We start from the raw sequence: 18,965 nt of genomic DNA on the forward strand, positions 1-18,965 counted from the left end.
TAGTGCTTTGCATTGCCGACATTTATTGGATGCGCAGCCGCGCCGATATCGTTATGGTTGCGCGCGAGGCGGTGGGGACTGCATCGAGGACGCCTGTGCTGGGTTTGTGTTCTAGTCGCCTGTGGGCAATCGCGGGAGTTTGCGTTGTCGCCCTGGCGATTGCCGAACCCGCTTCCTCGCTCGAACTGTTCGGAATCAAGATTTTCGAGCCGAAGGACGACGAGGCCGAGGACATCATCGGCGAGCCGCAACGCTATTCGGTCGATTTTGTAGTCTCGCCGGTTGCCGAAGGCGACGACGTCGAGGCTGCGCTCAAGGGCGCGTCCACTTTGTGGCAGGATCGCGAGAAGCCGGCATCCGGCGCGGCGGGGCTTCTGGCCAAGGCGCGCGGCGACTATCGCCGCGTCCTCGCTGCACTCTATGCGCTGGGCCGCTATGGCGGCTCGATCAGCATCCTGGTCGACGGACGGGAAGCCGCCGATCTGCCGCCCGACACCGAATTGCCCGATCCCGCCGCGGTGCGGGTCGCCATCGATCCGGGACCGCTTTTCCATTTCGGCCAGACCAGCATTGTCAATCGCGCGCCGCCGCCCGTCGATCCGGACGACGAGGTCGAAGCGCCGGAGCGCAAGGGCTTCTCGCCGGGCCAGGTCGCGCTCTCCGGTGTCATCCTGCAGGCGGAAAACCTGTCGGTGGAGGCATGGCGGCAGCAGGGCCACGCCAAGGCGAAAGCCATCGAACGCCGGGTGGAAGCAGCGCATGACGTCAATCTGATCGATGCGACGCTCGAACTCGATCCCGGACGCAGGGCGGCTTACGGGCCGGTGACGGTCGAGGGCACCGAGCGCATGGACCCGGCTTTCGTCGCCTACATGACCGATCTTCCGCTCGGCCACGAATACGACCCCGACGACATCAAGCGGGCCAATACGCGGCTCGCCAAGCTCGACGTGTTCCGCGCCCAGCGTATCGAGGAAGCGGAGGCGATCGGCGAGGATGGCCTGCTGCCAATCAGCGTCATCGTGCAGGAACGATTGCCGAGGCGGTTTGGCGTCGGCGCAAGCTATTCGTCGCTCGACGGGGCAGGTTTCGAGGCCTTCTGGCTGCACCGCAATCTGTTCGGCCGCGCCGAAAGGCTGCGCTTCGACGCCAAAGTGGCCGGCATCGGCAACGACGCCGGCGAGGGCGGCGGCTTCGACCCGGCCGACTTCACCTATCGGCTCGCGGCGACTTTCACCAAGCCGGGCGTCTATACGCCTGACACGGATTTCATCGCTTCGCTGATCGGCGACCGCGAGGTGCTCGACCCCTATACGCGTGCCGCCGTCACCGCGCAGGCGGGCTTCAACCACATGTTTTCCGAACATCTCTCGGCGCGGCTCTTCGCCTATGGCGAGCATGCGCGGTTCGACGATGACTTTGGAGAACGCGACTTCGACACTGTCGGCTTCCTGGGCGGCCTTATCCTCGATCGGCGCGACAATGCCGCCGATGCTACCGAGGGCTACTACATCGAGGTTCTGGCCGAACCTTTCTTCGAGTTCAACTACGGCAACGCGGCGCTTCGCGCGACCGCCGAAGGCCGCGTCTATTACGGCTTCGGGGAAGACGACCGCATCGTCGCCGCCGCGCGGCTGAAGCTCGGCTCGGTGGTTGGCTCGCCGGTCGACGAAACCGCGCCGGACAAGCTGTTCTTCGCCGGCGGCGGCGGTTCCGTGCGCGGCTATGCCTATCGCAGCATCGGTATTCCGTCTCCGGATGGAGACGTATCCGGCGGGCGCTCGCTGATCGAGGGCTCGGCGGAATTGCGCGCCCGCGTCACCGATTCGATTGGCGTCGTCGCTTTCGCCGACGCCGGCTATGTCGATGCCGATTCATTTCCCGAATTTTCCGAGGATTTGAAGGTCGGCGTGGGCGCGGGCCTGCGCTACATTACCGGGCTCGGCCCGATCAGGCTCGATCTCGCAATGCCGCTCGATCCGGGGCCGGACGACCCGGATGTGGCTTTCTACGTTGGAATAGGACAAGCGTTTTGACCCGCATCATCCTGACCATCGCATTCGTTCTCTTCACGCTGCCGGCTTTCGCGCAGGACACGGAGCAGGAAGACCGATCCTATTTCATCGGCTTCGTCGAGGATCAGCTTTCGACGCCGAACCGCCAGATCAGGATCAGAGGCATCCAGGGCGTGCTGTCGTCCAACGCGACGATCAGCGAAATCACCATCGCCGACCGCCAGGGCATATGGCTGCGGATCACCAATGCCCGCATCGTCTGGACCCGCTCGGCGCTGCTGCTCGGACGCCTCAACATCCAGACGCTTGCGGCAGACAGCATCGACGTGCTGCGCCGGCCCCTCCCGGAAGAAGGCCTGCCCGCGCCTGAAGCGAGCTCCTTCCGGGTGCCGGACCTGCCGCTTTCCGTCACCTTGGGCGCGCTCGACGTACCGCGCGTCACATTCGGCGCGGAGGTCTTCGGGCTCGCCTCGCAACTGGCGATCACCGGCCGGCTCCAGCTTGCGGGCGGCTCGCTCGACACCGCGCTTGACATCACGCGCCTGGACGGGCCGGGCGGACAACTCGGGCTGACCGCGATCTATCGCAACGACACGCAGGTGCTCGACCTCGACCTTTCGCTGACCGAGCCGGCAAACGGCATCGTCGCCAATGTGCTCAACATCGAGGGCCGGCCGCCGGTAGCGCTGACCTTGGCGGGGGAGGGGCCGCTGGAGGAACTCGACCTCGCTTTGACGCTCGACGCCGACGCTGAGCGCGTCCTGACCGGCACGACGAGGCTGCGCCAGCAATCCGGCGGGCTTGGCTTTGCCGCCAATGTCGAGGGGCCGATCGCGCGGCTGATCCCGCCGCGCTTCCGTGAATTCTTCGGCGCCGAGACGACGCTTGTGGCCGACGGCGTGTTCAAGACCGACGGAGGGCTCGCGCTCGAGAGCCTGGACCTGCGCAGCGGCGCGCTGAGCCTCACCGCCGCCGCCGAAACCACCGCCGACAATTTCCTGCAAAGGCTGACGCTCGATGCCTCCGTTGACAATCAAAGCGCCGAGCGCGTCGTGCTGCCTGTTCCCGGCGGCCAGACCACGGTCGGCCGCGCCGCGCTGACGATCTCGTTCGGCGAGAGCGCGAGCGAGAACTGGACCGGGTCGCTGACCGTCGCCGAACTCGCCACCGATACCTTTGCCGCGCAAAACATAGAGCTGACAGCGAACGGAGTGGCCGAGAACATCAGCCAGCCGGCGGAGCGGCGGATCACCTTCGCGGTCGACGGCGGCGCCACCGGCGTCACCGCGACGCGGGCCGACTTCGCCGAAGCGCTCGGCGATGCGATCGACCTCGACATCGAAGGCGACTGGCGGGCGGGCGGCCCGGTAAAACTCGCCAGGGCTCTGCTTTCCGGCAACGGCTTCAGCGTCTCTCTGGCGGGCGACATTGCCGAACTGGCCTTCCGCGGCGACATCGCCGTCAACGCGACGAGCATCGCGCCATTCTCGCAACTGGCGGGGCGCGACGTTTCGGGCGGGCTCGATCTCGACGCCTCCGGCAGTGTGGAGCCGATCACCGGCGGTTTCGATCTGACCGTGGACGGCGTCGCCACCGGACTGACGATCGACAGCCCCGCCGCCGACAATCTGCTGCAGGGTGAGACGCGCATCACCGGCCGCGTCGCGCGCGGCGAAACCGGCCTCGTCGCCGACGGACTGCGCATCTTCAACGAGCAGGTCTCGATGACGGCCGACGGCAGCTTTGCTACGGACGCCGCCGATTTCGATTTCGACCTGGCGCTGACCGATCTGGCGCTTGTCTCCGAGGACGCCGCAGGCCGCCTGACGGCCAGGGGCCGCGCATCGGGTTCCGGCGGGCTGATCGGTCTTACTTTCGGGGCCGAAGTGGCCGAGGGCTCGCTGGTCGGCAAGAACTTGCGCGAGGCGGTGATTGGCTTCGAAGGCACGCTGCGTGAGGGCGACCTCGACGGGCAGGTCACCGGCAACGCCTTCCTCGACGGGACCCGCGTGCAGCTTTCGAGCGGCGTTGCGCTGAACGAAAGCGGCCGCCGGCTGAGCGCGCTGGATTTTTCCGCCGGCGGAACGCGGATCACCGGCGACGTCACCCAGACCCCCGCCGGCCTGTTCGACGGCGCGCTGAAACTCGCCTCCGCCGACGTCTCAATTGCCGCCGCGCTGCTGCTGGTCCAGGCGACCGGCGCGGTAAACGCCGATGTTACGCTCGCGCCCGACCAGGATCGGCAGAACGCCACGATCAAGGCGAACGCCGAAAATCTCGTCGCCGATACGGTCAGGCTCGGCCGGGCCGATCTGCAGGCGAGCATCGCCGATCTCTTCAACGTGCCTGTCGCCAACGGCTCGCTGCAAGCAACCGAAGTAACCGCTGCTGGCATCGAGGTGGCGCGTCTTTCGGCCACCGCCGAAAGCAGCGGCGCGACCACCAACTTCTCCGGGGACGCCACGCTCGACAATGGCGCGACCGCAGCGGCGTCCGGCGCGCTGTCGCCGGTAGATGGCGGCTGGCGGCTCGGCCTGCAGACCGTCGAACTGGCGCAAGGCGGGCTTGCGGCGCGGCTTGTCGAGCCGGCGGCGCTCGAGGTCAGGGGACAGGATATTTCCGTCGGCAATCTGGCCTTCGACGTCGGCGGCGGGCGTGTGAGCGCGCAAGGCACGATCGCGCAAAGCCTCGACCTTTCCGTTACGATAGCCGCCTTGCCGCTGGCGATCGCCAACACGATCCGTCCCGATCTGGCGCTGGGCGGCACCATCGACGGCACGGCGACGATCGGCGGCACGCGCGCCAGACCGGACATCCGCTTCAATGCGCAGGGCAGGTCAATCGCCGCTGAGGCGCTGAGGCAGGCTGGGCTGCGTACGGTCAGCCTGGACGCCACGGGTACGTCGAGCGCTGAAAGGCTGAATGTCGACGCCGCGATCACCAGTCCTGAAGGACTTCGCGCCACCGTCAGGGGCGGCGTGCCGCTGGCCGGAGGAGCGCTGGCGCTCGATGTCGCCTTGAATGCGTTCCCGTTGGCCGTTCTCAACGCCGCTGTCCCCGGCCGCAATCTCGGCGGCAGCCTGTCGGGAACCGCCCGGGTGACGGGACCGCTCGCCCGGCCCGCGGCATCGTTCGATCTGCGCGGCGCCGGCCTGCGCGCCTCGGCCCTCGACTCGGCCGGGCTGTCGCCGCTCGATGCAACCGCTTCCGGCAGTTTCGCCAACGATGTGGTGACGCTGTCCTCGGCGAGAGTGAGCGGCCCGCAGGGGCTCTCACTCACCGCCAACGGACGGCTGCCGCTCTCGGGCACCGGCGTCTCGGTCACCGTCGACAGCCAGGCGCCGCTTTCGCTCGCCAACCGCTTCCTGGCGGAACGCGGCGCCCAGGCTTCCGGCACGGTTTCGCTCGCCGCGACGATCTCGGGAAGCCTGAGACAACCCGCCATACGCGGCACGATCTCGACCTCCGGCGCTCAGTTCATCGATCCGCAGACAAACATCCGGCTGCGCAACATAGCGGTGTCTGCGGCGATCGATGGCGACCGGGTGACCATCCGCAACGCGTCGGCGGCGATTGCTGCCGGCGGCACGATCACGGCTTCGGGTTCGGTTTCGACCAACGCGCTGGCCGGCTTCCCCGCCGACATCAGGATCAACCTCAGCCAGGCGCGCTATGCCGACGGCAATCTCGTCGTGGCGACGCTTAGCGGCAGCCTGGCGGTGACCGGTCCGCTGACCCGCGACCCGCTGGTTTCGGGCGACATAGCGGTCGAGCGCGCCGAGATCACCGTGCCGGAGAGTTTGGGCGGCGGAGCGGCTGCCATAGACGTCATCCATATCGACCCACCGAAACCGGTGGCCGAGACGCTGCGCCGGGCGAGGGCGGGCGACGGCACGCCGACGCCCACCGCGCGGCCAAGCGTTGTCAGGCTCAACATCGCGGTCAGCGCGCCAACCCGCATCTTCGTGCGCGGGCGGGGGCTCGACGCCGAAGTCGGCGGCTCGGTGCGCCTGACCGGACCGGCGACAGATGTCCAGCCGGTCGGTGCTTTCAACCTGATCCGCGGCCGGCTTTCCATCCTCGGCCAGCGCATCACCTTCGACGAGGGTACGGTGACGCTGGTCGGCGACCTCGATCCCTTCATCAATTTCGTGGCGCGCTCGGGCGGCAACGATATCACCGTCTTCATCACGGTGAGCGGACGTGTCTCCGACCCCGACATCAGCTTTTCCTCACAGCCGGAACTGCCCGAAGACGAGGTGCTGGCGCGGCTGATCTTCAACCGCGGCATCAACGAATTGTCGCCTTTCCAGATCGCGCAGCTTGCCGCGGCCGCGGCCGAACTGGCGGGCGGCGCGAACACCTCGCTGCTCGGCAGCCTGCGCTCCGCCACGGGTCTGGACGATATCGACGTCGTCACCGACGCGGAGGGCAACCCCGCCTTGCGGGCAGGGCGCTATATTCAGGATAACATTTATCTTGGCGTCGAAGCAGGGGCGCGCGGAACCACGCGCGCCACCATCAATCTCGACATCACCGACAATCTGAAGGCGCGCGGCTCAGTCGGGGCCGGCGGCGATTCCGGCGCCGGCATATTTTACGAGAAGGATTACTGAGCCCGGCGATTTCTTCCGGAGTCCAAAAAAATTCCGCGAGGCAGGGAACCTTATCCCTTTCTGCGCATTCGGTCTGGCTACAGAGGGGAATTCCCGGAATTCGCGCAACGGGGGCTCGATGCAGACCGCCAACCACGACTGGATGCAAGTTTGCCGTTTCCACCCTGCCGGGGAGACGTCTTGAACATCCCGCAACAGGACGTCGTCGTGCCGCTGCACGCATTGGAGCCGCAAGCGTCCCATTGGCGCGAGGTGCTGATGGTGCTCCCAGCCGCCATCTACACCACCGACATGTCCGGCAGGATCACCTTCTACAACGAGGCCGCCGCCGAGCTTTGGGGCCATCGCCCGCGCATCGGCCAGGACGAATGGTGCGGCTCGTGGCGGCTTCGCTGGCCGGACGGCACGCCGATGAAGCATGAGGAATGCCCGATGGCCGTGGCGCTGCGCGAAGAGCGTGAGGTCCGGGGCAGCGAGGCCATAGCCGAACGTCCGGACGGCACGCGTGTTCCCTTCCTGGCTTTTCCGACCCCCTTGCGCGATCGATCGGGCAAAATGATCGGCGCCCTGAACATGCTGGTCGATCTCAGCACCCAGAAAAAGCGCGAGGAGAGCCAGCAACTGCTGTCGGCCATCGTCGAATCGTCGGACGACGCAATTGTCAGCAAGGATCTGGGCGGCATCATCAGAAGCTGGAACAAGGGGGCTGAGCGGCTCTTCGGCTATACGGCGCGGGAAACGATCGGCAAGCCCATCACAATGCTGATCCCCGAGGACCGGCAGAACGAGGAACCGGGCATCATCGAGCGCATCCGCAAGGGCGAGCGGGTCGATCATTATGAGACGGTCCGTCTCCGCAAGGACGGCTCGAAGGTCTCCATTTCGCTGACCGTGTCGCCGATCAAGGATTCCACCGGTCGCGTTATCGGCGCGTCGAAGATCGCGAGGGACATCAGCGAGCGCAAGGAAAGCCAGCATCGCATTCTGATGCTGATGCGCGAGGTCAATCACCGGGTGAAGAACCAGTATGCGGTGATCCTGTCGATGATCCGGGAGACCAGCAAGAGGTCGCGGGATTCGCTCGAATTCGAGAAGCAGGTGCGCAACCGGATCATGGCGCTTGCCCGTTCGCACGATCTTCTGGTGCTGGCCGAATGGCGCGGCGCCACCGTGTTCGAATTGTTGCTCGCGCAGGTGAAGCCGTTCGGCAACGAGGACTGCATCACCATGTCGGGGCCGTCGATCGTGCTGCAGCCGAATGCCGTCCAGTATCTGGGCATCGCCTTCCACGAACTGGCGACCAACTCTGCCAAATACGGCGCCCTTTCAGCCTTCGGCGGAACCATCAAGGTTGAATGGACGCTCGAACGCGACAGCGAGGGCAAGAAGAGTTTTTGCCTCTCCTGGGCCGAACTCGGCGGTCCGGCCGTCGCCGAGGTCACCGAGCATGGCTTCGGCAAGATCGTGTTGGAAAAGGTGACCCCTACGGCGCTGGGCGGCGTGGGCGCCGTGACCTATGCGCCCGACGGGGTGACATGGACGCTGCGCGCGCCGATGACCTATCTCGAAGCTTCGGCCGAAGATGATGAGCGCGGGCCCGAACTGATAGCCGCCGCACTTTCCTAGAGCCGGTCTGAATCGCCCTGCGAAAAAATTTCGAGCGCCGTGTCGGCATTCGGCGCTGCCCTTCGTCCTTGGGGTATCGACAGAGCAGGCCGGTCAGCGGACCTGCGAAGCCAAGGAGACCGACACCATGAAATCCACGCTGATCGCCCTCATCGCTTCCGCGGCGGCCTTGCTCGCCGTGCCGGCCGTCGCCGAGGAGGCCAGGAAGGCCGAAACCGTCGCGCCGGCAAAGGCCGGCCATGCCGAAATTAACGGCGTCAATTACTACTACGAGATCCGCGGCGAGGGCGAGCCGCTGCTGCTTCTGCATGGCGGACTGGGCTCGATCGACATGTTCGGCCCCGTACTGCCTGCGCTTTCTGAAGGCCGGCAGGTGATCGCGGTCGACCTCCACGGCCATGGCCGCACGGCGCTCGGGAGCCGCGACATCAGCCTCCCCGATATCGGCGACGATCTGGCGGCCCTGCTCGACGAACTCGGCTACGAAAAGGTCGACGTGCTGGGCTATTCGTTCGGGGGCGGGGCGGCCTTCCGGCTCGCGGTGCAGCATCCCGAGGCGGTGCGGCGGCTGGCGCTGGTTTCGGCCGGCTTCTCCGACGACGGCTTTTATCCCGAGATAAAGGCGCAGCAGGTGCAACTCACCGGGGCGGCGGCGGAGTTCATGAAGGAAACGCCCATGTACGCCTCCTATGTCGCGGTGGCGCCGAAGCCGGAGGATTTTCCGAAACTACTCGATCAGATGGGCAATCTGATGCGCAAGCCCTATGACTGGTCGGCGGACGTGTCCAAGCTCAAGATGCCGGTCATGCTGGTGTTCGGCGACAGCGACATGTACCGGCCCGAGCATGTGATCAAATTCTACCAGCTGCTCGGCGGCGGGCTGAAGGATGCCGGCTGGATGCGCGAGAACCTGTCGCAGAACCGGCTGGCGATCATTCCGAACCGTACCCATTACGACGTCTTCTTCGCGCCGGAACTGGCCGGCGCCGTGCTTCCCTTCCTGAACGGCGAGACTGCGGTGAAGAGCTGGGACGAGCTGGTGGCCGGAAAATAGCGATCGGGCAGTGAATGTTTTGGCCGGCGAGGCTTTGGCTTTGCCGGCCATTTGTTTGCGCGAACACCTATCCGGTGATCCGGAAACCGGCGGAGGCCTGGTCCGGATCGGCGCTTTCGGAAACGACGCCGGAAACCGAAGCGCCCCGCGGCCCCTTCCAGAACCGGGCGAGCATAGCCGACACGGCGGTCTCCGGCCCGGCGATCAGCGCCTTCACCGATCCGTCGGCCTCGTTGCGGACCCAGCCGGACAGCCCCAGCCTTTCGGCCTCCTCAAGCGTCCATATACGGAAGCTCACGCCCTGCACCCTGCCGCTGATCCGGACCAGCATCGCCTTGCGTTCACCCTGCACCGCGGCCTCCATGCGCCTCTGCTTGCAAATCTGGCGCATGATGGGCGGAATGCAACGGGCATTGCCGGCCAGTTGCCGGTGCCGACCGGCGGGTGTATTCTTTCCACTGATAGGGCCGTCCCGAAAAAGAGGGCGGCCATTCGGCCAGCCGGCGAAAACGGCGAGGAACTGGCCAAGGCGCGGCACGGTCTCCTGCGACCATTCCCGCGCAATTTCCCCGCCGCTGCTTTCGCCCGCCCGGCCGCCTTGCAGCGAGCCAACCGCGAAAGGAAACGGCCATGGGTATAGCGATGACAATGCAGGAATATCTCGAGGACAACCACGTGCCGTACGACGTCGCCCGGCACAGCAAGACCGGTTCGTCGGCGATGACCGCCGAGGCGAGCCACGTGCCCGGCAATGCGCTGGCCAAGGGCGTGGTGCTGAAATGGGACAGCGGCTACCTGCTCGCCGTGGTTCCCGCTTCGCGCCAGGTCGATCTCGCCAAGATCGGCGAAATCGTCGGCGAGCGGGTCGAACTCGCCACCGAGGAAGAAGCCAGCGCGCTGTTCCCCGATTGCGACACTGGCGCCGTGCCGATCTTCGGAGCGCCCTATCGGGTAGCCAGCGTGGTGGACGAGGGGCTCGAGCGCCGCGGCGATATCTACTTCGAGGGTGGCGACCACCGCACGCTCGTGCATGTCTCGGGCAACGGCTTCGAGCGTCTGATGTACGGCATGCCGCACGGTCGCATCAGCGGCTGAGGCGAACTTTTTTCGCCGCGACATCGGATCGTCATCGTAGCGACATTGGCGCGCCATCATCGCCGCCCTATCTAAGGTGCGGGCGGCGATCGAGGAGCGACAGATGACCGAGACCAGGGACACACTGGACGAACTGTTGAGCGATCCGCTGATCAAGCTGGTCATGGAACGCGACCGCGTGCGCCCGGACGAGGTGCGCATGCTGCTCGAACAGGCGCGCCGCCGGGCGGACCGCAAGCCCTTTGTTCCGCCTGCCCATGTGATCGCCAAAGCATCCCTGCAGCAAGGATGGTGCGTGTAGCGGCAGGCACCCACGGTACAGGCTTAAACAAAACTCCCGACATTGGGGTGCGCAGGCGCCAAGCAGGTCAAGCACTTCCGCACTGACTCTGATCCGCTTCACCGCCGCCATCTATGGCGACGGAAGCGTCCGCGCCATCGTTAACCGGTGCGGAAACTTTGGATTCAATCTTTCTTGGTAATCTCCCGTTAGTGAAATCGTCTCCGCTGGCGTCCGCCTTCGGTCTCAATTGTTTTGCGTACGGGTCCAAATGCGTTCGACAGCCATCGTCGCCTCCCTCCTCGCATGCCTTGGCATTGCCGGATGCACATCGAGTTCCGGCGTCGACGGCCTGGCGCCGTCGCTCGAAACCACCAGCTCGATCCCGAGACCCGATGCGGCCGTGCCGCAGGCCGATGTGGGGACTGCCGCTCCGGCAGAGGCTGTCGTGCAAACCGCGCAGGTGGAGGAGGTCGCCGAGCCCGCCGAACCTGAAGTGACGCCGATCGCGCTGGTCGCGGTGCCGAAGCCGGCTTTGCGCGAAGCGCCCTATGCCGGCGGAAAAATCCACCGCCACCGGTTCCGCGACGCCAAGCCGATCAATTTCGGCAAAAGGTCGCCGACGAAGCTCGCGGTGCACGGCGTCGACGTCTCGCGCTGGCAGCGCGAGATCGACTGGCCGAAACTCCGGTCGCAGGGCGCGAATTTCGCCTACATCAAGGCGACCGACGGCGGCGACCATCTCGACCCGATGTTCAGGAAGAATTGGCGTGCGGCGGGCGAGGCGGGTCTGAGGCGAGGGGCCTACCACTTCTTCTACTGGTGCCGCACCGCCGGCGAGCAGGCCGACTGGTTCATCCGCAACGTGCCCAAGGTCGCCGGCGCGCTGCCGCCGGTGATCGACGTCGAATGGAACGGCGATTCCAAAAACTGCAGGAAGCGTCCGTCGCGCGCGAAAGTGCTGGAGAAGATGCAGGTCTTCATGGACAGGCTCGAGGCGCATTACGGCCAGCGGCCGATCATCTACACCGCGCCAGACTTCTACCGCGACAATTTGAGGGGCGCATTTCCGGACCATCCGTTCTGGCTGCGCTCGGTGGCGGCGCACCCGGCTAAAGTCTATCCCGGCCGCAAGTGGGTGTTCTGGCAATATTCGGGATCCGGGCTTTCGCATGGCGTGCAGGGCCGCATCGATCTCAACGTGTTCCATGGCGACGAAAGCAAGTGGCGGGCCTGGGTGGGGCAGAACGCCGGGTAGGGGCTCGGTTTCACCGGCTGGCGCTTCTCGCCGACCTTTATCTCCCCGCGAGCCGGCCCCCGCCATGGCTCCGGACGTTTCGTCATTCGCCAAATCGTTGGTTTCCGCCGCCTTCGGCGACCGTTTCTCACCCGCCTGCGATTTCTCTGTCCGCGCCCGTTTCGCTGCGCCTCTCCAGCCTTGCGGCTTTCGCGTCGCCCGTGTTCGTCCAGCACGTGGGTCGCGCCGGATGCAAGCGTGTTGCCACCTCCACAACGCAAGCGCGTGCGACATCCTGGGCTCTTGCCGAAAGTTTAAGCAGCCTTCAAGCTGCACAAAAAGTAGACAGCTTGGGAGAGTCGCCTCGGGAAATCACCACGCCAGAGGAAAAGCTTATGTTCAACTTGGAAAAGACGCCTTCCCATTTCGCATTCGCCCTCGCGGCCACGCTTTCCGCGCCGATTTTCGCCGCGTCTCCCGCCCGCGCGCATGAAGCGCTGCCCACCGCCGCAAGGCCGCTGGGGTGGGCCTACCCCTACTCCTGCTGCTCGGGCATCGACTGCCGCCAAGTCAGCGCGAGGGCGATCAGCGAGCGGCCTGAGGGCTACGTGATCAACAATACCGGCGAGGTCGTTGCCTACAATGACAGCCGCGTGAAGAATTCGCCCGACGGCGTTTACCACTGGTGCTCGGTGGCCGGCGCCAGTGACAGCCGCACCATCTGCCTGTTCGTGCCGCCGAAGGGGTACTGATTAGCCTGGCCGAACGCGACGTATTCCCCCTTTCCCTTGAGAGAGAAGGTGTCGCCGCAGGCAGCGGGGTGTTGGACGAAAGCCGTCAAAAACGACCGCTAAACAGGAGTGCAGGTCATGCCATTGCGCTGGGCGTTGGCAACGCAATCGGCGCGGTTCGAATAGCCTTGCGTCGATGCTCCGACGATCCGGCCATTGGAGGCGGTGCGCCGCCAGCGGTAACCGTCGGTCCCGTAGTAGATTTCCCAGGTGTCGCCGTTTCTGTCCGTGCAGGATGCCATGGCCCAGCCCTTTCTTGATGCAACGTCAGGCGTAGGCGATTCGCCGCCGGCCCTCTACGAACCCGCTGCAACTTGAGCGTGCCGCATGGGGCGCGTGCGGTTGCATGAGTCCCGACGTGTGATTTTTCGTGCACGCAGCACACAGTTGCGAGCTTGTTCCGCAGCGTTGGCGCATCCGGATTGCCCGACCTACATCATTGCAGTCGACGGGCCGTTGGCCCATCTATCCCTGACTTGATCTACAACCGAGTGCGAGCCAATGACCGAATACACCCCTCCGAAAGTATGGACCTGGAACAAGCCGAGCGGCGGCGCCTTCGCCAGCATCAACCGCCCGATTGCCGGGCCGACGCATGAGAAGGAACTGCCGGTGGGCAAGCATCCGCTGCAGCTCTATTCGCTCGGGACGCCGAACGGGGTCAAAGTCACCATCATGCTGGAGGAGCTTCTGGAAGCCGGCTATAGCGGGGCGGAGTACGACGCCTGGCTGATCCGCATCAACGACGGCGACCAGTTCGGCAGCGGCTTCGTCGAAATCAATCCCAACTCCAAGATCCCGGCGCTGATGGACCGCAGCGGGCCGACGCCGATCCGCGTCTTCGAATCCGGCGCGATCCTGGTCCATCTCGCCGAAAAGTTCGGCGCTTTCCTGCCGACCGAGCAGCCCGCCCGCGCCGAAACGCTCTCCTGGCTGTTCTGGCAGATGGGCAGCGCGCCGTTCCTCGGCGGCGGCTTCGGCCATTTCTATGCCTATGCCCCGGAGAAGATCGAATATGCGATCAACCGCTACGCCATGGAGACCAAGCGCCAGCTCGACGTGCTCGACCGGCGGCTCGCCGAGACGGAATTTGTCGCGGGCAGCGAATACACCATCGCCGACATGGCGATCTGGCCCTGGTATGGCGGCATGGTGAAGGGCTGGCAGTACGAGGCCGGCGAGTTCCTGTCGGTGCAGGAATACAAGAACCTGCTGCGCTGGGCCGACCAGCTCCATGCGCGGCCGGCCGTGAAGCGCGGCCGCATGGTCAACCGCACCAGCGGCGACCCGGCGGGCCAACTGCGCGAGCGCCACGACGCCAGCGATTTCGAGACGAATACGCAGGACAAGATCGCGGCGGAGTGAGGGCATCCGATATGTTCCGGGGCTTCCCGCCAAGGGCTCTGGCGCTTGTGCCTGCGCTGCTGCTTGCCGCGGCAACCCAGCCGCTCGCGCAAGAATGCTGCGACCCCGCCGGGCCGTTCCGGCTCGGCGAGGGCTATGCCGACCAGCCGGCTAACTGCGAGACCATCGGCAGCTGGGTGGAGCGCGCGCCGCAGGTCGACGCGCGCATCACGATGTCGGTCCGCGGCGCGCTGTCGGCGGTCGAGTCCGACGGCGCGCTCGCCTATCTCGTAATGTGCGCGGAGCCGGACGTACGGGTGTTGTGCGTGACCTACAGCACTAACGACATGCAGCCGGGCGACGTCGTTCTTTTCGCCGGCGGCTATTCGCGCGTTGGCGAAGAGCAGGTGATGCTCGATCCGTGCCTGGCTTCGAGGGAGTAGCGGATTTTTCGCGAAGCTGGGCCAGGGATTCGTCCGTTACTTCCTGCCGCTCGCCGCTTTGAGTTCCTCTTATGGGAATTCAAGGTGGCCAGGAAGCGGCCGATAGGAACCTTGGGTGCATTGTTGGGAGGGGTTGGCGAGTCTAAATGTCGCGCTTTGACGACGCAGCGACATGCAGACTTCGCGAAAACCTGACGATCATGACAGGGCCAAGGGCCGGGAGCTTGCGCGGTTGAGAAAGGCGTCCGGCCTGTCTCAGGAACAGCTCGCTACGCGGCTCGGCATCTCGCCAAAGCAGTTCGGCAAATATGAGCGGGGCCAAAGCCGCATTCCAGCCGGTCGCTACGAAGCGGCAATGGCGATCCTGCGCGAATATGGCAGCCTAGTCGGCGGCTTTTCGGAAGGCCAGGCGCCGTATGCCTTTCCCGCCGCGGCCAAGGACACGTTGCTGCGGACGTTGCATGAGCTTCTGGATCGTTTGAAGCTTTGCATCGATGTCTTGGAGAGGCTCTAGGCGTCTGGCGTTACGTTTTTTCAGAATCGATGGTTAAGGCTGGACCACGCCAGGGGTGCTGGGGTGCGGGTATGAAATGAACCGGATCGCCGACGCCGAAGTGAATGAGCAAGGAACGCCTGGAGAACGTTCTGCTCGCAACCGGAAGTTTCACAAGCAATGCATCGGTTGCGCAACGCATACTAAAATCACACTGTTGTACATGATGACCTGTTTTGCCGCACTGTGGCCATTGTACCGCCACGAACCATGATTATTCAGCGGACGCACTGACCGTTCTTCTTGTCTTTTTTCGACGTTGACGGCTCAACGTTGAAATAGACCTGCTCCAACGCAACTGGGCAGCGACAGGGAACGGGAGGGGGACCTTGGCGTCACTCCAAAAACACGTGAATTCTTTGCTTGCGGGGGCGTTCTCCTTTCGGGGAGCGGACGGCCTTTGTCGAAAATAATTGCGGGGCTTGGCTTGGCGGCGACAGTGGCTATCGTGCCGCTGCCGCTCCATTCAGGGGTAATGCCCGGGGGCGTTATCGAGGTTGCGCTTTCCACGGTCGTTCCATCCCCTTTGTTGGATTTCCCCTCTGCCGTTCCCGAGTTCGACATCATCGATCCGGATGTCACTGTCCCTCAACGCAAGGAAGTCAAAGACGCGCTGGTCGATGCCCTGAAGGACACCGTCTCCATCCTTTCGGAAGGCGCGGAACAGATGGTCGTCGGCATGTCGGTGCACGAGTTCGGCGAGTACAAGGTCTCGCAGCACATCGCCGGCGAAATCCTGCGTGCCGCCAAGGACACCCAATTTCCTGCCGACACACTTTTTGCGATCGCCGAAAAGGAGTCCTCCTTCGACATCAACAACCGTCCGCCCAAAGGATCGGCGCTCGGCCTCATGCAGTTCCTCGACCAGACCTGGCTCGAGGCCGTCAAGAAATACGGCGAGGAATTCGGCCTGGGCGACGAGGCGGAGATGATCCTCACCCGCCCCGACGGCGAGCGCGAACACCATTACGTCGAGGACGAGGCCGAAGAGGACCGTATCCTGGAGCTCAGGCGCGACCCCTATTTGTCGGCGGTGCTTGCGGCCAAGAACCTGCTCGCCGCCAAGGAACGCATCGAAGCCCGCCTCGATACGGCTATGGACGAGAGGGATCTCTACCTCCCCCATTTTCTTGGCGCCAACGGCGCAGCAAAGCTCCTATCGAACGCCGAAGAGAAGCCCGATGCCAAGGCCAGCGAATTCTTCCCCAAGGCGGCGCGGTTCAACGGCGCGATGTTCAAGGCCAAGGGAAAACAGCTCACCGTGGGCCAGTTTCGCCAGCGCATGCGCTCCTTCATAGAAGCCCGCATCGGCAAATACAGCGATGTCGAGACTCGCGTGAAAGAGGCTGCCCTGTCGCCCTGGACAGCAGCCGACATCGAGAATCTCGTCTACGATTTGGGCGAACGGCTGGCTATGGCAATGCAGCGCGAGAAATCACTCAAACGCTGGCTGCGGCAAGATCGACCTACCTGATTGAGAAGACGAATCCGGAGTGGTGCGAGTTGTTTCGCGGGATAGGGTGGTAGCGACGCGGGGGCTCTTTCGCTGACGCTCGTGTTTTGCCGCGTACCCCCCGCTTCGTCATCCTCGGGCTTGGCCCCATGCCGAGCACAGATCGGGCCAGGGATGGCGTTTCACCGCGCGCTGTTACTAGCCTGCCTCCGTTATCGACTCGCTGACTTTTAGGTTCAGCCAGCCCAGCAACACGAGGTTACGAATAGCACTAGCGACGGCATGTCGCTTCTCTTCAGCACGCCAGGAATTTTTCCAATCTAGTACATAGTCGTATAGCTCTTCTTCTGTCAGCTCATTGTCTCGTTTGCTTTTCTTGAGCTGGCGGCTGGCAAATAATACAGTCATAACCTCTTCAGCTTGCTCCGTGTTTTTGATCCGGCTGAAAAGGTCAACGGCTTTTGCAGTCTTTGTCCTGTAACGATCAATCTGCTCTTTAAAGCGATTTCGATCTTTTGCATATTGAGGTGCGACGCGAAGTGCCATCATACGTCCAAGATGCTGCTCATGAAGCCAATTGCGGTTGGCAAAGTCATGAAGCGCTAGCTTAACGTCGCCCGAGAAGGGGCCATAGTTTCCCTTTCCAAACTGGAATCCAGTCGGAACGCCCATCTCGGTCACTACGTAGCTGATTTTTTGGAAGATCGTCCGTCCCACCGGGTTTGCGTATGGTTGATCCTGCAACTCCCGAAGAACCTCCATAAGCACAACCCATTCTGGTTTAAGTGGATCTGGCTTTCGTCCTTTGCCCTCCAAGCTCATCTGAGATGGAGATGCCAGGAAAGCCTCCGTCAGCTGCTGTTTGGGCGTTCCGTAGGGTGCGTACACTTCTACATCAACGGGAAGGCCATGGAGCTTCTGAAATATAAGCGGCCCAACTTCGGACCAATCCAACCCTCCATTGCCACACCCCAGCGGTGGCATCGCTAAGCTTGTAACGCCCCAGCTACCCAAGTGTGCCGCTAGATAGTCGAGTCCACGCTCAATATCCGTCAGACGTGACGGGGAGCGCCAATGATCTTTTGTTGGGAAATTGATGATGCGTACGCCTGACTCATCTTCGAATAGATAAGGCTGACCCAGGCGAACTTGCTTGTGGGCTGCGCGGTTTTGGTAATCGTCAAACATTCTCGGAAAGCGGCGTTTGAATTGTTCGGCCACCCCTTTGCCCATAACGCCGACGCAATTGACGGTGTTCACCAGAGTCTGCGCTCGGCTCGCGAATAAATCTCCAATAAGGACTTTAAACATGGGTGGATTCGATTCTCCTACCTGAAGAATAGCACTGGATCGGCGGTTATCGGCAGAGCAAATCCAAGCGTCGCCAGCCGGTTTGCTGCGGCACCATCAACGACATAGGCTCCCGTCAGAAAACTCGGGTTTATACGTTGGGGAGCAGAACTTCAGCACATTTCCTAGCCTTATGCCGCCAATAGGCGACCTGATCGCCCGGATGTGTCCAGTCCATCGCGTATATGTCGTCAAAGTCCAGCAATTTCCACTGGCGAGGGTGGAGAAAGCGCACGTAATCGCTTGCGGCATTTTGGTCCGAGATGACTGTGCCATCGAGACCGAACACCTCCGTTGAAACTCGTAGTACACACAAGTCGGCTGCTCCGGCCCTTCGCTTGAACAGCATCGGGTTACGCGCATGGAAGTAGAGGTTGGCGTACTGGTGGAGCTTCAAGCCGCCTGGAACCTGCTTCTGATCGCGCCGATCCTGTATCGGCTGCATAGCCACAGAATGATGCTTCAGTTTGGCTGCGCGCTCGTAGGACAGTACGCCGTGTGTCAGAACCGAGTCGATGTTTCCCATCGGCATAATACAGTGCAACTCGGTGACACGTGGGTCCATTCCTATTGCTCGCCCTCACAAAGCAATTCAGTACGATTCAAGATAGCGGCCTGGCGCGTCATTGCATCTCGCTCACCTATAGCTTCAAGCCGCTGGAATCGCTCACTCATTTTTCCGAGCACTTCATCGGGGCTCAAGAACGCGTAGCACGAAGCTCGCTCAGAATCCTAGGCGCATCGACGGCCAGGCGGACGAACGCAAAAAGCCCCGGCCGAATGAGGCCGGGGCTTGAATGAAGGCAGCTATGGGAACTTACGGGAGATCGGGTCCGCGACAGCGAGTTCGCCCGGGAAGTTCGGGATCAGAGATCGACGTCACTCCGGAGGCGACACGCGATGAGCGGGCCGAGGCGGCAAGCCGCGCTATGCGATGGCGGGTGAGGGGAAGGGCATGTTCAGGCTCCAGGTTGCAGGCAGACAGCGTCATGGCGGCCACTGGGCCACCGGAGAAGTCAAAGCTGTATGTGCGCCGTCCTGAACATGCCCGGGTTCATAGCCGGAACGCGCGTAGGAGTCGATCGGGAAAATGATGGGTGGTTAACTC

The 18,965-nt window shown here is 63.5% G+C and carries 16 protein-coding genes; 12 read left to right on the top strand and 4 right to left on the bottom strand.

Annotated features, from left to right (window positions below; translation table 11 throughout):
* Positions 1 to 53: 53 nt before the first annotated feature.
* From G6N73_RS07570 to G6N73_RS07585, 4 genes are all read left to right on the top strand, one after another.
* On the top strand, positions 54 to 2,036 hold the full coding sequence (locus G6N73_RS07570) for an autotransporter assembly complex protein TamA (RefSeq protein ID WP_425484063.1): 1,983 nt from the start codon (positions 54 to 56) through the stop codon (positions 2,034 to 2,036).
* Positions 2,033 to 6,631, top strand: coding sequence for a translocation/assembly module TamB domain-containing protein (locus tag G6N73_RS07575; protein ID WP_165025561.1), 4,599 nt, complete (start codon positions 2,033 to 2,035; stop codon positions 6,629 to 6,631). Before G6N73_RS07570 ends, G6N73_RS07575 begins: the two co-directional genes overlap by 4 nt.
* Positions 6,632 to 6,811: 180 nt before the next feature.
* Positions 6,812 to 8,257, top strand: a complete 1,446-nt coding sequence (locus G6N73_RS07580) for a PAS domain S-box protein (protein ID WP_165025563.1) — start codon at positions 6,812 to 6,814, stop codon at positions 8,255 to 8,257.
* A 127-nt stretch (positions 8,258 to 8,384) separates the two neighbouring features.
* Positions 8,385 to 9,311 carry an alpha/beta fold hydrolase gene (locus G6N73_RS07585; RefSeq protein WP_165025566.1) on the top strand — a complete coding sequence of 309 codons (927 nt, stop codon included), beginning with the start codon at positions 8,385 to 8,387 and terminating at the stop codon, positions 9,309 to 9,311.
* Between the two features lie 67 nt (positions 9,312 to 9,378).
* Here G6N73_RS07585 and G6N73_RS07590 read toward each other — a convergent pair whose 3' ends face one another.
* Complete coding sequence (locus G6N73_RS07590) at positions 9,379 to 9,675, bottom strand: acylphosphatase (protein WP_425484061.1); 297 nt, start codon at positions 9,673 to 9,675, stop codon at positions 9,379 to 9,381.
* 266 nt (positions 9,676 to 9,941) lie between these two features.
* On the opposite strand from G6N73_RS07590, the gene G6N73_RS07595 reads away from it, so the two are divergent.
* The 4 genes from G6N73_RS07595 (at position 9,942) to G6N73_RS07610 (ending at position 12,675) form a co-directional block, all read left to right on the top strand.
* Positions 9,942 to 10,406, top strand: coding sequence for an aminoacyl-tRNA deacylase (locus G6N73_RS07595; RefSeq protein ID WP_165025572.1), 465 nt, complete (start codon positions 9,942 to 9,944; stop codon positions 10,404 to 10,406).
* A 103-nt stretch (positions 10,407 to 10,509) separates the two neighbouring features.
* Positions 10,510 to 10,707 (top strand): hypothetical protein, encoded by a 198-nt coding sequence (locus G6N73_RS07600; RefSeq protein WP_165025575.1) that lies wholly within the window; start codon positions 10,510 to 10,512, stop codon positions 10,705 to 10,707.
* A 250-nt stretch (positions 10,708 to 10,957) separates the two neighbouring features.
* Positions 10,958 to 11,944 carry a glycoside hydrolase family 25 protein gene (locus G6N73_RS07605; protein ID WP_165025578.1) on the top strand — a complete coding sequence of 329 codons (987 nt, stop codon included), beginning with the start codon at positions 10,958 to 10,960 and terminating at the stop codon, positions 11,942 to 11,944.
* A 374-nt stretch (positions 11,945 to 12,318) separates the two neighbouring features.
* Positions 12,319 to 12,675, top strand: coding sequence for a hypothetical protein (locus G6N73_RS07610; RefSeq protein WP_246251742.1), 357 nt, complete (start codon positions 12,319 to 12,321; stop codon positions 12,673 to 12,675).
* Positions 12,676 to 12,773: 98 nt separating this feature from the next.
* Here G6N73_RS07610 and G6N73_RS07615 read toward each other — a convergent pair whose 3' ends face one another.
* Complete coding sequence (locus tag G6N73_RS07615) at positions 12,774 to 12,956, bottom strand: DUF1508 domain-containing protein (RefSeq protein ID WP_165025581.1); 183 nt, start codon at positions 12,954 to 12,956, stop codon at positions 12,774 to 12,776.
* Positions 12,957 to 13,215: 259 nt separating this feature from the next.
* On the opposite strand from G6N73_RS07615, the gene yghU reads away from it, so the two are divergent.
* The 4 genes from yghU (at position 13,216) to G6N73_RS07635 (ending at position 16,528) form a co-directional block, all read left to right on the top strand.
* Positions 13,216 to 14,079, top strand: coding sequence for a glutathione-dependent disulfide-bond oxidoreductase (gene yghU, locus G6N73_RS07620; RefSeq protein ID WP_165025583.1), 864 nt, complete (start codon positions 13,216 to 13,218; stop codon positions 14,077 to 14,079).
* An 11-nt stretch (positions 14,080 to 14,090) separates the two neighbouring features.
* On the top strand, positions 14,091 to 14,501 hold the full coding sequence (locus G6N73_RS07625) for a hypothetical protein (protein WP_206078721.1): 411 nt from the start codon (positions 14,091 to 14,093) through the stop codon (positions 14,499 to 14,501).
* Between the two features lie 172 nt (positions 14,502 to 14,673).
* Positions 14,674 to 15,015: a helix-turn-helix domain-containing protein gene (locus tag G6N73_RS07630; RefSeq protein ID WP_165025587.1), complete on the top strand. Its 342-nt coding sequence runs from the start codon at positions 14,674 to 14,676 to the stop codon at positions 15,013 to 15,015.
* 439 nt (positions 15,016 to 15,454) lie between these two features.
* On the top strand, positions 15,455 to 16,528 hold the full coding sequence (locus tag G6N73_RS07635; RefSeq protein WP_165025589.1) for a transglycosylase SLT domain-containing protein: 1,074 nt from the start codon (positions 15,455 to 15,457) through the stop codon (positions 16,526 to 16,528).
* Positions 16,529 to 16,705: 177 nt separating this feature from the next.
* Here G6N73_RS07635 and darG read toward each other — a convergent pair whose 3' ends face one another.
* Positions 16,706 to 17,818: a type II toxin-antitoxin system antitoxin DNA ADP-ribosyl glycohydrolase DarG gene (darG, locus tag G6N73_RS07640; protein ID WP_165025591.1), complete on the bottom strand. Its 1,113-nt coding sequence runs from the start codon at positions 17,816 to 17,818 to the stop codon at positions 16,706 to 16,708.
* A 130-nt stretch (positions 17,819 to 17,948) separates the two neighbouring features.
* Complete coding sequence (locus G6N73_RS07645; RefSeq protein WP_165025593.1) at positions 17,949 to 18,422, bottom strand: DarT ssDNA thymidine ADP-ribosyltransferase family protein; 474 nt, start codon at positions 18,420 to 18,422, stop codon at positions 17,949 to 17,951.
* Positions 18,423 to 18,965 lie beyond the last annotated feature (543 nt).

It is taken from the genome of Allomesorhizobium camelthorni, assembly GCF_011045125.1.
Lineage (GTDB): Bacteria > Pseudomonadota > Alphaproteobacteria > Rhizobiales > Rhizobiaceae > Allomesorhizobium > Allomesorhizobium camelthorni.